Raw genomic sequence first — 13,896 nt, forward strand, 5'->3', positions numbered from 1 at the left:
AATATCAGGCACCTGAAAGGGTGTCTGGTATTTTTTGGTTTTTGATGATAGGAATTTTAACCACCTCCTGAATTTTACGATTGGAATATACCAATGCCTAAAATGAAGATTATAAAATATTTATTAATATTGATTATCTCCCATTCGTTAGTTGGATGTGGGGGTGGTGGTAGTAGTGGTGACGTTGGAGACGACAGCAATCCTGGTGATGGAAACGTAAATGGAGGACTGGCCGGGAAAATATTTACACAAGATGGGTGGATCATTGATATACCAACCGGCAAAGGTAAAAGAGTGCCAGGTATTTTATGGGATAGCTATTGCCTAGACTTTGATGTTGTGGGTGATGATTTTTATTGCACCGATCCTGTAAATACTTACGGAAGACATCCAAATTACAATGCATTCCCAAGTAGTACTGGTGATAAATATATAGTAGCTATAAATGATTGTGTTGAAGGATATAGCCTTGACTGCATTGAAATGTACAATACAAACACTGGTGAAATGATTGGAGAAAGGTATGAGCTATATCAGTCTGTTGATATTGCTAAGTTTTCAAAAAATGGAAATTATTATGCATACACATTTAGTGATGAGGCATATACCGATTCGCCAACATTATTAATTATTAATAATGTAAACAATGAAGAAATATCATTTACAGTTATGCCTGATGATGGTCCTATTTCCTTTGAATGGACCAATGATAACAGATTGGTTTATGCGTATAACGGCGGAATATATGTAACATCACCTTACAGTACTGAAGGGACAAGTATATTTTTTATGAGAGATTACCCTGAACTTTCTGATTATATCGGAATTGGCGGGGCTGTAAGGGTAAGCCCAGACGGAGAAAGAATTGCATTTAATTTGTTCAAGTCACATTTAACTGGTTCATACACACCCCAAACACCATGGGTAATCAATATCGATGGAACCGATTTTCATAGGTTTGCAAACAGAGAAAGCGAAAATGGAGATGGCGCTGAAGTATTTGGGTCATTAGCTTGGTCACCTGATGGTAGATATATCCTACTTATTGAAGGCTATATCCCAAGTGGATTATTTGATAGTTGGCCAGGGAGTTTGTATGCGGTTCCATCAGATAGCAGGAACGTTAAGATAAATGATGAAGGTAAAGATGGTATAATACGATTAAAAACAAACTATAAAAACGATTCAAAGGATTTGAGGTATCGTTTTGATGACGCTGTTTTTATGTGGATTCAATAATGTATTACTGATCTAGCTAGACACCCATTCTTGATTAAAGGGGGCAAAGCCCTTTATGACTACTGTTAAGCAAAATGGCTTTGACAACACAAAGAATGATCAAACCTACTTAGAGTAACTGCAATATTACATGTCCGTGTTTCATCGTAGGCTTGAGTAGTGATGATCTGATCTTTTTATCAACAATCAATCACCAATAAAAAATACATACTGCAACTCTCAACGGGTGTCCGATCGGTTATGGAGTGGATCCTGTGGTTATTGAATTTGATTCGCAATGCAAAACGAATTTATAAATATTTAATTCAGGGAACAAACAAGATGAAGGATATTCGTAGAATTCATAAGCTGGTTACACTGTTTCAAATGTCGGTCGTCCTGCTCTCATGCATGCTCTCCCTGATCGGGGTAGTGGTTAGTCATCTGCTTCTCCATTATGCCGAATATGCAGTGCTGGCAGGATTGGTTTCAATCCCGCTCACCTCATTGGTCATGGCGGTCGCGATTTTGTTCTTCCATAACTCACCATCAGATTCCGTGAATGAAATGACTGGGCAGGGGATGAGCCGATCTTCCTGGAGGTGTCAACTTCAGCAGATGCGTTGGCTGATCGGTTAACAGAGTCTTGCAATATCCAAACCCTGCCGTAAGAAGCCGGCCTATTGAGCATGGCGTCGGTAAGCATAGGGGATTCAAGCCGTCACGGCAGTAACTGATCAGTAGGAACGACTTTGTGAAATTAAGTTCTTTATGAGGTAAGAGGGGTTGACCGAAATGAACATTCATTTTATGTTTATGCATCTTTTAAACTAACTGCTTGGTGGCTGAATTGATCTCTCTTCAAAATCGCGCCCTCGCTTGGGCTGGAATGGTGTTTGCCTCACTACTATTAATCGCCGGAATAGCTCAGGCAGAGCTGACAATTGATGACTCAGCCGCACTCAATGGCGAGAAAGCGACTAAAAGTGTGTTTCTCATCGACTTTACCAACCCACGTAAGACGGAGTTCTATCTCGATATCATCCGTGGTACCCATGAAGGCCTTGTAAAACAAGGCGTTACACCGAATATGGTGCTGGTGTTCATCGGTGAGACGGTGCGCTATCTCTCCACCAAGCCTGACGACACCCTGGAGATGGAGTTCGGCGACGACCTCAAATCCATTGCTGAAACCGCCAAAATCCTTAAACAGAAGGGGGTGCGCATGGAAGTGTGCGCCATTGCGAACCGTGTCTTCAAGGTTGAGAATGAGACTGTCTTACCTCAGATGGAGGTGGTGGGGGACGGATTTATCTCCCTCATCGGCTGGCAGACACAAGGGCACAAACTGGTGCCAATCTTCTGATTGGCCGCCTTACCGGATTTTTCATCCGCCTGTTACCGGCCAGTTCCACTCTGGCCGGTAACAGGCGCTCGTCGTTGTTCGAATCATCAATCTCTTTGTGATTGGTATCCGCATCGAAACCCGCTTGTTCCACTTCCATTTCTGTTGAGTATCGGTGCTGATTGCAGACTCCCTGTTCGACGGAATTCTCTCTGCCGAAACCTTGGCGCTGCCCTCTGTAAGGAGTCAATACCCTGGCGTGCCGGGGCCTTGACTGACCCGTTGGCAAATCAGGTCATTTCTTCCAACTCATTGTAAAACCGAAAATATTCCAGATCTCAAAACTCCCTGTCACGATTGGAATGGTTGTTGCATATGATCATTAGGAGCCGTGTGTGGGGAGAGTTTGACGGGTTATTGCCGGCTCTATTTTAGCTAACCCGGAACTAATTGCTGCGATGTTTTTAGCTAAGCAGATTAACAGGCACAAGCCCGAAGACGGGTGACTGCCGGAGATTACGGATTATGAAAATAAGACGTTTTTTCGCCTCTGACATGAGACAGGCCTTACGTCAGGTTCGAGAAGCTTTGGGCGCTGATGCAGTGATCCTCTCAAACAAAGGTGTGGAAGGGGGGGTCGAACTGGTGGCTGCGGTGGATTACGATGAATCCGCCTTCAACAGTACCCAGCCAACCGCTATCGAGACCGAAGAATCCATCACCCAATCCCAGCCTGCTGTAAGCAGAAACTTTGCAACCGCCGCTTACACGGATATCGAAGAGAAAATCAAACCTGAGACCGATCGAGTCAAGCAAAAGGCTGACTACGATCCGGAGCCTGCCCTGGAGAGACCTCGGGTTGAGTGGAGTCAGGATCCGGTATTGCGGGAGATGCGTCAGGAGATGCAGGCGCTGCGGCGAATGATGGAGAACGAGCTTTCCGAGTTGACCTGGCGTGATCTCGGCCATCGTCGCCCCCAGACTCAGGAGTTGATCCGACAGTTGATGGGCCTGGGTCTGGATGCGGCCCATTGTCGTGAACTCGCCTATCGGGCCGAAGATGCCGAATCTCCTGAACAAGCCTGGCATCAGGCACTGAATCACCTGCGCCGTGAGTTGTCGGTGGAGAGCAATGACCTGCTGAATGCGGGTGGGGTATTGGCCCTGGTCGGCCCCACTGGTGTGGGCAAAACCACCACCATCGCCAAGCTGGCCGCCAAATTCTGCCTGCGTCACGGTAATCGTCACCTCGCCTTGATCTCAGCCGACAGCTATCGAATCGGCGCCCAGGAACAACTACAGAATTATGGTCAGATTCTCGATGTGCCGGTTCGCAGTGCGGCTACAGCCGAAGAGCTGAGCAGTGCACTGCATGCTTTTTCCGAAAAGCGGCTGGTGTTGATCGACACCGCCGGCATGGGGCAACGGGATCTGAAACTGACAGAGCGACTCGGCCTGCTGAAGCAGGGCAATCATCCGGTCAAGGCGCTGCTAACCCTCTCGGCAACCACCCAGCGGAGAGCGTTGAGCCATGCAATACGTTCATTTGGTGCGATTGCCCCGATTGGCGCGATTCTGACCAAAATGGATGAAGCCGCTTCACTGGGTGGCGTGGTCTCCGCACTATTGGAGTCCCGGTTGCCTCTGGCATTCACCACAAACGGTCAGCGGGTGCCTGAAGATATTCAGGTCGCCCGGGCAGAGCAATTAATTCGGCAGGCTGTTGAAATGACGCAACAGACAGAGCATCAACCCGATGAGGAGTATCTGGCTATGGCCTTCGGAGGAACGAGTGAACATGCAAATGTCTGAACAGATCGAAGATCAGGCTACCGGACTGCGCAGAATGGTGAATCCAGAACCCGTCAGAGTGATCGCTGTCACCGGAGGTAAAGGTGGGGTAGGCAAAACCAATATCTCCGCCAATCTCGGTGTGGCCTTGCAAGAACTCGGGCGAAGGGTCATGCTACTGGATGCGGATATGGGTCTCGCCAATCTGGATGTGGTACTCGGATTACATGCTGAACACAATCTCTCCCACGTGATGCGGGGGGAGTCTTCACTGGAAGATATCATTGTTACCGGACCGAAAGGCATGAAAGTCGTGCCCGGGGCGTCCGGTATGCAGCATATGGCTGAAATGTCGCGTGCTGAAAACGCCGGGTTGATCCATGCGTTCAGCGAGGTGGCCAACGATGTGGATGTGCTGCTGATCGATACGGCAGCCGGCATCTCCGATCTGGTGATCAGCTTCAGCCGGGCTGCTCAGGAGCAGATTGTGGTGGTGTGTGACGAACCGGCCTCGATCACCGATGCCTATGCGATTATCAAGTTGTTAAATCGTGAGCATGGCATCAGTCGATTTCGTATACTGGCGAATATGGTGAAGAGCGTCCAGGAGGGCAGGGACCTATACAATAAGATGTGTCGGGTCACCGATCAGTACCTTGATGTTATGCTCAGTTACATGGGGAGTATTCCTTTTGATGAGCAGCTCAGAAAGGCGGTAAAGAGCCAAAAACCGGTTGTCGAGGCTTTTCCTCGCTCCAGAGTAGCGCAGGCGTTCAAGAATTTAGCTAAAAAGGCCGATAACTGGCCTGTACCAACCGGAGTCAGTGGGGATCTGCAGTTTTTTGTCGAACGCCTGATCCAATTTTCAAGCCAAAATGGGGAGTAAGACGGTGAACGGTTTAGCGACATACACCGCCGTGCAAAAACAGCAAAGCTACAATGATCTGGTTGATCAGCATGCAGGACTGGTGAAGAGGATTGCTTATCATCTGATGAATCGGCTACCACCCAATGTGCAGTCTGATGATCTGATACAGGCCGGCATGTTGGGCCTGCTTGAGGCGAGTAAGAATTATGATCCCACTCAGGGTGCCAGCTTCGAAACCTATGCGGGTATCCGCATTCGTGGCGCCATGCTGGATGAGATCAGACGCAGCGACTGGACACCACGATCCGTGCATCGAAAGGCACGCATGGTGGCGGAAGCGATGCGTGAGATCGAAAACAACGAAGGCCGGGATGCCCGGGATGTTGAAGTGGCGAAAGCGCTGGATATGAGTCTGGAGGATTATCACCAGATTCTCCAGGATTCGACCGGCTGCCGGATCTTCAGTTTGGATGAACTGACCGCTGTCAGTGACGGTTTTCCGGCTACCCGGGAAGGCCCGATGGACAGTCCGTTCGATGGCTTGCAGAAGGATGCGTTCAAGAAGGCGCTTGCGGAGGCGATTGCAAGCCTGCCGGAGCGGGAGCGATTGGTAATCGCGATGTATTACGATGATGAAATGAACCTTCGTGAAATCGGCCATGTGCTGGGTGTCAGTGAATCCAGAGTCTGTCAGATACACAGTCAGGCAACTCTGCGTCTCCGTTCACGTTTGACGGACTGGCTCTCACTGGTACGTGACGAAGAGTAGTAATTGGTTGGCCTGTGTGTGCCGAGTTTGGAAATCACCGGTGATATGCAGGAGGGAGTGAGCATTGGATAAAAACATGAAGATCCTGATTGTGGACGATTTCTCCACCATGAGGCGTATTATCAAAAACTTGCTACGTGATCTGGGTTTCAACAATACCCAGGAAGCAGATGACGGTCTGACGGCGCTGCCGATGCTGCAGAGCGGTAATTTCGATTTTCTGGTCTCCGACTGGAATATGCCCGGTATGACCGGTATCGATCTGTTGAAAGCCGTGCGGGCAGACGAAAAGCTTGCCGGTCTGCCGGTTTTAATGGTCACTGCCGAATCAAAACGTGAGCAGATCATCGAAGCGGCTCAAGCCGGCGTCAACGGTTACGTCGTCAAACCCTTCACCGCTACGACCCTGGAAGAGAAGATCAACAAGATCTTTGAACGTGTGGGTTGAGCTTCCATCGCCTGGAGTTTATCAATATGGGGCAAAATCAGGATAACCAGCAGCGGTTAGAGACGGCAAGAGCATTGGTAGCCAGCTTGGAATCGGGCGATCACAAAGAGTCTGAGAGACTGATTGCATCTTTAACAACCCCCGCAAGTAACGATCAGTTGTTCCTCGAAGTCGGTCGTTTGACCCGTGAACTGCATGATGCAATCAACGGTTTTTTACTTGATGCCAAAATCAGTGACATGACCACTGTGGAAATACCGGATGCCAAGGAGCGGTTGACCTATGTCATAACCATGACCGAGCAGTCAGCGGATCGTACCCTCACGGCAGTGGAGAAGAGCATGCCGTTGATCGAGGGAATCGAAAAACAGTCCACTGAGCTTTCGGAGCAGTGGGAGCGACTGCGTTCCCGCATGTTGGATAAAGAAGAATTCGTGGATCTGAGTCGCGACCTGTCTCAGTATCTGCTCAAGTCAAAGGAGGATGCGGCAGAGTTGCACAAAAACCTGTCCGATGTGCTGATGGCACAGGATTTTCAGGACCTTACCGGTCAGATTATCCGCAAGGTAATCACCCTGGTACATGATGTGGAAGAGAAGTTGGTCATGTTGGTCCGCATTACCGGCAACAAGCTTGAAGACGATTCTGGCAAGAAAGAGAAGGAAGAATTGGCTGGCCCGGCAATTCCTGGACTCGATCAAGGCGATCAGGTGACCAGTCAGGATGACGTGGATGACCTGCTCTCAAGTCTTGGATTTTAGTTATTCGAGTTCAGACCGATATATCAGTCAATAAGAATGGCAATATTCGGCAGTGTTACCGGGAGTTATAGATGAGCATCGATGTCAACGACGAAATCCTTCAGGATTTTCTGGTTGAAGCGGGTGAAATTCTCGAATTGCTCAGTGAGCAATTGGTCGATCTGGAGCAACAGCCGGATGATTTTGATCTGCTCAATGCAGTATTTCGTGGTTTCCATACCATCAAAGGTGGCGCCGGATTTCTGACCATAGAACCTCTGGTAGAGGTATGCCATCGCGCCGAGGATGTGTTCAATGTGCTGCGCCAAGGGCAGCGCAGCGTCGGCCCCGATCTGATGGATTCGGTGCTGGAGGTGCTCGACGTCGTCAATGTCATGTTCGATGAGGTCCGTCAGGGCATCATGCCGGATCATGCCGATCCAAACCTGATTCAGAGACTCAATCAATACGCGGTTCCGGAAGGAGAGGAAGAGGAAGCCGAGGAGCCGCAGGAAGAGGTTGTCGAAGAGAAGGAACCGGAAGTTGCCGTCAGCACTGAGGATAGTGCCAAATCCCAGGATGAGTTGAGCGAGAATGAGTTTGAAGAGCTGCTGGATGCGATTCAGGAGCCTGAACCCAAAGCCGCGGCCAGTGATGAAATCACCGAAGACGAGTTTGAATCACTGCTGGATGAGTTGCACGGCAAAGGCCAGTTTTCCGGCAAGCCTGCTCAGGAGCAGGAGACACCGAAAGCGACGAAAGCCACTTCCGATGATATTTCGGAAGAGGAGTTCGAGGATCTACTCGACCAGATCCATGGCAAAGGACAATTCGATCCGGGCAAACTGCCTGAAAAACCTGCCGAGGCGAAACAGAAGCCGGCTTCCCCCAAAAAATCCAGTGCCCCGGCCAGTGATGAGATCACTGAGGATGAGTTCGAGGATCTGCTCGATCAGATCCACGGTCAAGGAAAATTCGATCCGAACAAGCTGAGTCAGGAGGGTGCCGACAAGCCGAAGGCGGATACGGCGAAAAAACCGGCTAGCAAGAAGAAAGCCGTCGCCAAGAAGAAGGCGGCGCCAGCGAAAAAGGCAGCGCCAGCGAAAAAGGCGAAAGCTGAACCAGCGGCCAAACCCGCCGCGAAACCGGCCAAACCAGCTGCCAAGGGGGGCAAGCCTGCTGCTGCAAACAAGCCTCCGGCCGAGACTAGCGTTCGAGTCGATACCCAGCGCCTGGACGATATCATGAATATGGTGGGTGAACTGGTGCTGGTGAGAAATCGCCTGGCAACACTGAAGGCAACCCTGAATGATGAAGATGTTTCGAATGCGGTTGGAAATCTGGATGTTGTAACCTCCGATCTGCAGCTTGCAGTGATGAAGACCCGCATGCAACCGATCAAAAAGGTTTTCGGTCGTTTTCCAAGAGTGGTGCGTGATCTGGCCCGCAGCCTGAAAAAAGAGATCGATCTCGAGATGCAGGGCGAGGATACGGATCTGGATAAAAACCTTGTCGAGGCACTTGCCGATCCACTGGTCCATCTGGTGCGCAATTCTGTCGATCACGGCATCGAGCAGCCGGAGGAGCGGGAAAAGAAAGGCAAGCCGAGACGTGGCACCGTGGTCCTTTCAGCGGCCCAGGAGGGCGATCATATCCTGCTCTCGATCGCCGATGACGGTAAAGGCATGGATCCCGATGTACTCCGCCAGAAAGCCGTGGAGAAGGGCATGATGGATGCCGAAGCAGCGGCCAGACTCGATGATAAAGAGTGTTTCAATCTGATCTTTGCGCCGGGATTCTCAACCAAAACCGAGATCTCCGATGTCTCCGGTCGCGGCGTCGGCATGGATGTTGTGAAAACCCGTATCTCCCAGATGAACGGTTCGGTGGAGATCGATTCCGAATGGGGGCAGGGCAGTATCATCATCATCAAGCTGCCACTGACTTTGGCGATTCTGCCTACCCTGATGGTGCTGTTGAATGATCAACCCTTTGCCCTGCCTCTGGCCAGTGTGGTGGAGATCTTCAATCTGGATCTGAAGCGGACCAATGTGGTGGATGGGCAGTTGACGATCATGGTGCGTGAACGTGCCCTGCCGCTGTTCTATCTGCGCAACTGGCTGAGACCGAATAACCCATTGGTCGATGAGGAGAAGGGCAACGGTCATGTGGTGATCGTGAACGTGGGTAATATTCAAGTAGGTTTGGTGGTCGATCATCTGATCGGTCAGGAAGAGGTGGTGATCAAACCCTTGGGGGCACTGTTGCAAGGCCTGGAAGGTATGGCGGGTGCCACCATTACCGGCGACGGTAAGATCGCTCTGATCATGGATGTACCTGGTCTGATGCGAAAGTATGTCAAGAAGTTTTAACGAACAGGTCATTGACGGTCTGGTGCACTATTTCGGCAAGGCTTGGCTTGCAGTCCGTCTCTAAGACAAAGGTCAACTTTGAAGAGGGACTATGGGCGCCAAAGTGCGAGTACTGATTGTCGATGACTCAGCCTTTTTTCGTAATCGTGTAGCGGCTGCACTGCAATCCGCACAGGATATGGAAATCATTGGCTTTGCAGCCAATGGTGATGAGGCGATCCGGCAAACAAAAAGCCTCAAGCCCGACGTTGTGACCATGGATGTGGAGATGCCGGTGATCGATGGGATCACCGCCGTTCGCAGAATCATGGCTGAGACACCAACCAGAATCCTGATGTTTTCAGCAGTGACCACCGAGGGTGCCAAAGAGACCCTCGATGCACTGGATGCGGGGGCGATGGACTTTCTGCCCAAAGAGATGAGCAATCCGGTAGCCGGGGCCGAAGAGACTTCCAAGGCGCTGCTGGAGCGGGTTCGGAATCTGGCAAAATCTCCCCTGACCCTGTCTCGAGCCAGTGTCAAAGAGTACCTGACTCCATCACCCTCACGCGTTGCCAGCGTGGGTCAGACGGCGCCGACATTCTCAAGCAGTCCGGAAATGGTGGCGATTGGCGCGTCCACCGGTGGACCGGTGGCACTGCGACAGGTATTGAGTGCCTTACCGAGAAACTATCCTCTGCCAGTGGTCGCCGCAGTGCATATGCCGGGCAGTTTCACCCGGGCCTATGCGGAGCGTCTCGATGGCTCCTGTGCAATCAAGGTCAAAGAGGCGATGGATCGCGAAATGTTACAACCGGGTGTGGCACTGATCGCACCTGGTGGAAAGCAGACGACTGTGGTTCGTGGTGCTGGTGGTTATCAGGTACGGATCTCCAACCCGCTGCCGGGAGAGATCTACCACCCGAGTGTCGATCAGATGCTGGCGTCGGTGGCGGAAAGCTACCGGGGTAAAGCGCTTGCGCTGATCCTGACCGGTATGGGCTCAGATGGTCTGGAGGGGGCGAAAAAGTTAAAGAAATACGGTTCCTCCCTGTGGAGTCAGGATCAGAAGAGCTGTGTGGTTTATGGTATGCCACAGGCAGTTGAGAAGGCGGGTCTTTCTGACAAGGTTTTGAGTATCGATGAGATTGGGCCACTTATGGCGAGAGTGAAATGAGAGTCGACTTTCTGAGCTTTATCGGTATCGTCGTCGCTTTTCTGGCGATTCTGGGCGGCAATTGGCTGGAGGGGGGACATATGGACTCCCTGGTCAATGGCCCGGCTATGGTAATCGTCATTGGCGGCACCATCGGTGCCATTCTGTTGCAGACTCCGGTGCCGGTCTTCTGGCATGCCCTGCGTCTCTCCGGGCGGGTGTTTCTGCCTGCCAGACTCGATATGCCAACCACCATCGAAAAACTGGTGCAGTGGAGCAATATTGCCAGAAAAGAGGGTCTGCTCGGCCTGGAGACCATCGCAGACGAAGAGCCGGATCCGTTTATCCGCAAGGGGATGCAGCTGCTGGTCGACGGCAGTGAGCCGGATGCTTTGCGTTCGATCCTGGAGATGGAGGTGGATGCCAGTGAACAGTATGACATTCAGGCCTCCAAGGTATTCGAAGGGATGGGCGGATACTCGCCTACAATTGGTATTATCGGCGCGGTCATGGGATTGATTCACGTGATGCAGAACCTGGCCGATCCCAGCAAGCTCGGCAGTGGTATCGCAACCGCCTTTGTCGCCACGATCTATGGTGTCGGCCTGGCCAATCTGTTTCTGCTGCCGATCGCCGCCAAGCTCAAGACCCAATCGGAACACATCTCCAAATTTCGGGAGATGGTTATCGAAGGTGTTATCGGTATTGCGGAAGGTGACAATCCCCGCAGTATTGAAACCAAGCTTAAGGGATTTCTGCAATGATCCCGTTAGACTTTGAAAGGTGCGACGATCACCTCAGAGACCACTATGGCTAGAAGACGCAAACGTCAGGAAGAGCCTGCGAATCATGAGCGTTGGATTGTCTCCTACGCCGATTTCGTGACCCTGCTGTTTGCCTTTTTTGTGGTTATGTATTCTGTTTCTTCGGTCAACGAGGGTAAATACCGGGTGTTGTCCCAGACCCTGACCCACGCCTTCCAGGAGTCTCAGCGCAGTCTCGAACCGATCCAGGTCGGTGAGCTCTCCCGCAGTCGGGGAGATACCCCCGGTCTGGGAGATGAGAGCGCCTTGATCCAGGGAGAGTTGCGCCAGGGGCCAGGTATCGAGAATGAACTGGGGATGGATTCGGCTGTTGGCAAACAGGTGATCCCCGATCTGCCTAGCAATGAGACACAGAGGCTCAGTTTTCTGGCTGCCACCATCGAGGATATGCTGAGTGACTATGTCGACAGGGATCTGGTCGATGTGAGTTTCAGTGAGGATCGGGTGGTGGTGAACATGAAGGATAAAATGCTGTTTCCCAGTGCCAGCGCGCATCTCTCCAGAGCCGCAGTGAAAGCGCTTGGCGAAATCAGTCGGGTGCTGAAGACAGTGCCCAATCAGGTGCAGGTGGAAGGCAATACCGACAATCGTCCGATCAATACGGAAGAGTTTCCCTCCAACTGGGAGTTGTCTGCCGCACGGGCTGCCAGTGTGGTGCATCTGATGACCCGCACCGGTATCGATCCTGGGCGTATGTCCGCTGTCGGTTACGCGGAACATCGACCAGTGGCGGATAACAACACCCTGGAAGGACGTGCGAAAAACCGTCGCGTCTCGTTGATTATCCTGGGTATGAACAAGCAGGCAGACCGGGTCATCGACCTGCCGGGAAGTGGTCAGTGAAAGTCTGGACGGTAGCCAATCAGAAAGGCGGTGTTGGCAAGACCACTACCACCGTATCCCTGGGCGGTCTGTTGGCACAGTGGGGACTGCGTACCCTGCTGGTCGATATCGATCCCCACGCCTCACTGACCAGCTATTTCCGTTACGATCCGGATGGGCTCGAAGAGAGCGTCTACAGCCTGTTCAAGGGCGTGGCGCAAAAACAGGCGGTTGACCCCCTGGGGCTGATACACCCAACCGGTACTGAAGGCCTCGATCTGATGCCGGCGGAAATGGCTCTGGCAACACTGGATCGTCAGGCCGGCAAGCTGGATGGCATGGGGCTGGTCATCAAACAGGCGATGGGGCAACTGCAGAATCGATATGATCATGTGATCCTCGATTGTCCGCCGATACTGGGTGTTTTGATGATCAATGCACTGGCTGCCTGTGATCATCTGATCATTCCGGTACAGACCGAGTTTCTTTCATTGAAAGGGCTTGAGCGTATGCTGCATACCCTCGATATGGTCACCAAATCGAGACGGGTACCCCTGCCATACCATATTGTGCCGACCATGTACGATCAACGTACCCGCGCCTCCATAGACAGTCTCAAAGTGATGCGCGAGAGCTATCCGGATCATGTATGGCACAGTCTGATTCCGGTCGATACTCAATTTCGAGAGGCGAGTAAAGCCGGTATACCTCCGGCATTCTTCGCACCTCAGAGTCATGGCACCTTGGCCTATGGCAAACTGGTTGAAGAGCTGTTGAATGATCATGAGACACTACCCCAGGCAGGAGCAGGTGGATGAGCTTGGGAAATGACAAAACCCGCATCAAATCGGTAAGCGAAAAGGTAGAGGAACCGGATCATGCGTTGAAAAGCTATCTGGATACTCTGCTGCTCGAGATCGAGACCATCCCGAGGGAAAGCGTGGCAGTTAAAGAGCCACCTCCGGTGGCCGATATCAAGGTGGAAGAGACCCAGAATTCCGAGCCAAAACTCGAGCAATCAACACAAACCCAACAGCAACAGGATTCTGCGCTTCCGGAGTGGGTGGAGAATGAGTTTCAGGTGCTGTTGTTCAAGGTGAACGGTATTACCATGGGGATTCCGCTGAATGCCATGAAAGGGATCCTCAACTACAGTGGTGAAGCGAGTCAGTTGCCTGGACAACCGGCCTGGTCCCTGGGAGTGATTGTCAACCGGGATGAAAAGGTGGTGGTAATCGACAGTGCACGATTACTGATGCCGGAAAGATTGACCTCCGATACACAGATCAAACCGCAACAACTGCTATTGATCGGTGAAGGGGACCGCGCGCTGGCGGTGGACACCATTTGCAATACGATGAGTGTGGTAAAGGAAGATGTGCGTTGGCGTAATGGTATACACAATAAACCCTGGTATGCGGGCATCATTATCGAAGAGCTGAGTGTGTTGCTCGACGTAGATGGGGTGTTGCAACTGCTGGCGGCTTAAGTTGATAGGCTAGGGTTTGGATGATGTTCGATCATCGAATAAACGACAGTTGTGAAGCAGTCATCTGCTGCGCGC

General features: G+C 51.5%; 14 protein-coding genes. All 14 read left to right on the forward strand.

Annotation, left to right across the window (positions count from 1 at the left end; genetic code table 11):
* Positions 1-93 precede the first annotated feature (93 nt).
* The 14 genes from A3193_RS18790 (at position 94) to A3193_RS18855 (ending at position 13,821) form a co-directional block, all read left to right on the forward strand.
* Positions 94-1,239, forward strand: a complete 1,146-nt coding sequence (locus A3193_RS18790) for a TolB-like translocation protein (RefSeq protein ID WP_069015583.1) — start codon at positions 94-96, stop codon at positions 1,237-1,239.
* A gap of 240 nt (positions 1,240-1,479) precedes the next feature.
* The gene (locus A3193_RS18795) at positions 1,480-1,857 is read left to right on the forward strand and encodes a hypothetical protein (protein WP_069015584.1); all 378 of its coding nucleotides are present in this window, start codon (positions 1,480-1,482) and stop codon (positions 1,855-1,857) included.
* 211 nt (positions 1,858-2,068) lie between these two features.
* Complete coding sequence (locus A3193_RS18800; protein ID WP_235615050.1) at positions 2,069-2,584, forward strand: DsrE family protein; 516 nt, start codon at positions 2,069-2,071, stop codon at positions 2,582-2,584.
* Between the two features lie 504 nt (positions 2,585-3,088).
* Positions 3,089-4,375, forward strand: coding sequence for a flagellar biosynthesis GTPase FlhF (gene flhF, locus A3193_RS18805; RefSeq protein ID WP_069015586.1), 1,287 nt, complete (start codon positions 3,089-3,091; stop codon positions 4,373-4,375).
* The gene (locus A3193_RS18810; RefSeq protein WP_275531607.1) at positions 4,362-5,240 is read left to right on the forward strand and encodes a MinD/ParA family protein; all 879 of its coding nucleotides are present in this window, start codon (positions 4,362-4,364) and stop codon (positions 5,238-5,240) included. The genes flhF and A3193_RS18810 overlap by 14 nt, the downstream gene beginning before the upstream one ends.
* Before the next feature lie 4 nt (positions 5,241-5,244).
* Positions 5,245-5,991, forward strand: coding sequence for an RNA polymerase sigma factor FliA (locus tag A3193_RS18815; protein WP_069006521.1), 747 nt, complete (start codon positions 5,245-5,247; stop codon positions 5,989-5,991).
* 76 nt (positions 5,992-6,067) lie between these two features.
* Positions 6,068-6,439 (forward strand): chemotaxis response regulator CheY, encoded by a 372-nt coding sequence (gene cheY / locus A3193_RS18820; protein WP_479686389.1) that lies wholly within the window; start codon positions 6,068-6,070, stop codon positions 6,437-6,439.
* A gap of 26 nt (positions 6,440-6,465) precedes the next feature.
* Positions 6,466-7,200, forward strand: coding sequence for a protein phosphatase CheZ (locus A3193_RS18825; protein ID WP_069006520.1), 735 nt, complete (start codon positions 6,466-6,468; stop codon positions 7,198-7,200).
* A gap of 71 nt (positions 7,201-7,271) precedes the next feature.
* Positions 7,272-9,551 carry a chemotaxis protein CheA gene (locus tag A3193_RS18830; RefSeq protein WP_069015587.1) on the forward strand — a complete coding sequence of 760 codons (2,280 nt, stop codon included), beginning with the start codon at positions 7,272-7,274 and terminating at the stop codon, positions 9,549-9,551.
* A 91-nt stretch (positions 9,552-9,642) separates the two neighbouring features.
* On the forward strand, positions 9,643-10,707 hold the full coding sequence (locus A3193_RS18835) for a protein-glutamate methylesterase/protein-glutamine glutaminase (RefSeq protein WP_069006461.1): 1,065 nt from the start codon (positions 9,643-9,645) through the stop codon (positions 10,705-10,707).
* The gene (locus A3193_RS18840) at positions 10,704-11,450 is read left to right on the forward strand and encodes a flagellar motor protein (protein WP_069006460.1); all 747 of its coding nucleotides are present in this window, start codon (positions 10,704-10,706) and stop codon (positions 11,448-11,450) included. The genes A3193_RS18835 and A3193_RS18840 overlap by 4 nt, the downstream gene beginning before the upstream one ends.
* Positions 11,451-11,495: 45 nt before the next feature.
* Positions 11,496-12,353, forward strand: coding sequence for a flagellar motor protein MotD (motD, locus tag A3193_RS18845; protein WP_069006459.1), 858 nt, complete (start codon positions 11,496-11,498; stop codon positions 12,351-12,353).
* Complete coding sequence (locus tag A3193_RS18850) at positions 12,350-13,150, forward strand: ParA family protein (protein ID WP_069006458.1); 801 nt, start codon at positions 12,350-12,352, stop codon at positions 13,148-13,150. The genes motD and A3193_RS18850 overlap by 4 nt, the downstream gene beginning before the upstream one ends.
* Positions 13,147-13,821, forward strand: coding sequence for a chemotaxis protein CheW (locus tag A3193_RS18855; protein WP_069015588.1), 675 nt, complete (start codon positions 13,147-13,149; stop codon positions 13,819-13,821). The genes A3193_RS18850 and A3193_RS18855 overlap by 4 nt, the downstream gene beginning before the upstream one ends.
* Positions 13,822-13,896: the final 75 nt, after the last annotated feature.

It is taken from the genome of Candidatus Thiodiazotropha endoloripes, from assembly GCF_001708965.1.
In the GTDB taxonomy this organism is placed as follows: Bacteria; Pseudomonadota; Gammaproteobacteria; order Chromatiales; family Chromatiaceae; genus Thiodiazotropha; species Thiodiazotropha endoloripes.

Coding starts and splice junctions, on each gene's coding strand:
- motD (WP_069006459.1), top strand. CDS start 11,496: ATGGCTAGAAGACGCAAACGTCAGGAAGAGCCTGCGAATCATGAGCGT.
- A3193_RS18830 (WP_069015587.1), top strand. CDS start 7,272: ATGAGCATCGATGTCAACGACGAAATCCTTCAGGATTTTCTGGTTGAA.
- A3193_RS18795 (WP_069015584.1), top strand. CDS start 1,480: ATGGAGTGGATCCTGTGGTTATTGAATTTGATTCGCAATGCAAAACGA.
- flhF (WP_069015586.1), top strand. CDS start 3,089: ATGAAAATAAGACGTTTTTTCGCCTCTGACATGAGACAGGCCTTACGT.
- cheY (WP_479686389.1), top strand. CDS start 6,068: ATGAAGATCCTGATTGTGGACGATTTCTCCACCATGAGGCGTATTATC.
- A3193_RS18835 (WP_069006461.1), top strand. CDS start 9,643: ATGGGCGCCAAAGTGCGAGTACTGATTGTCGATGACTCAGCCTTTTTT.
- A3193_RS18790 (WP_069015583.1), top strand. CDS start 94: ATGCCTAAAATGAAGATTATAAAATATTTATTAATATTGATTATCTCC.
- A3193_RS18810 (WP_275531607.1), top strand. CDS start 4,362: ATGCAAATGTCTGAACAGATCGAAGATCAGGCTACCGGACTGCGCAGA.
- A3193_RS18825 (WP_069006520.1), top strand. CDS start 6,466: ATGGGGCAAAATCAGGATAACCAGCAGCGGTTAGAGACGGCAAGAGCA.
- A3193_RS18840 (WP_069006460.1), top strand. CDS start 10,704: ATGAGAGTCGACTTTCTGAGCTTTATCGGTATCGTCGTCGCTTTTCTG.
- A3193_RS18855 (WP_069015588.1), top strand. CDS start 13,147: ATGAGCTTGGGAAATGACAAAACCCGCATCAAATCGGTAAGCGAAAAG.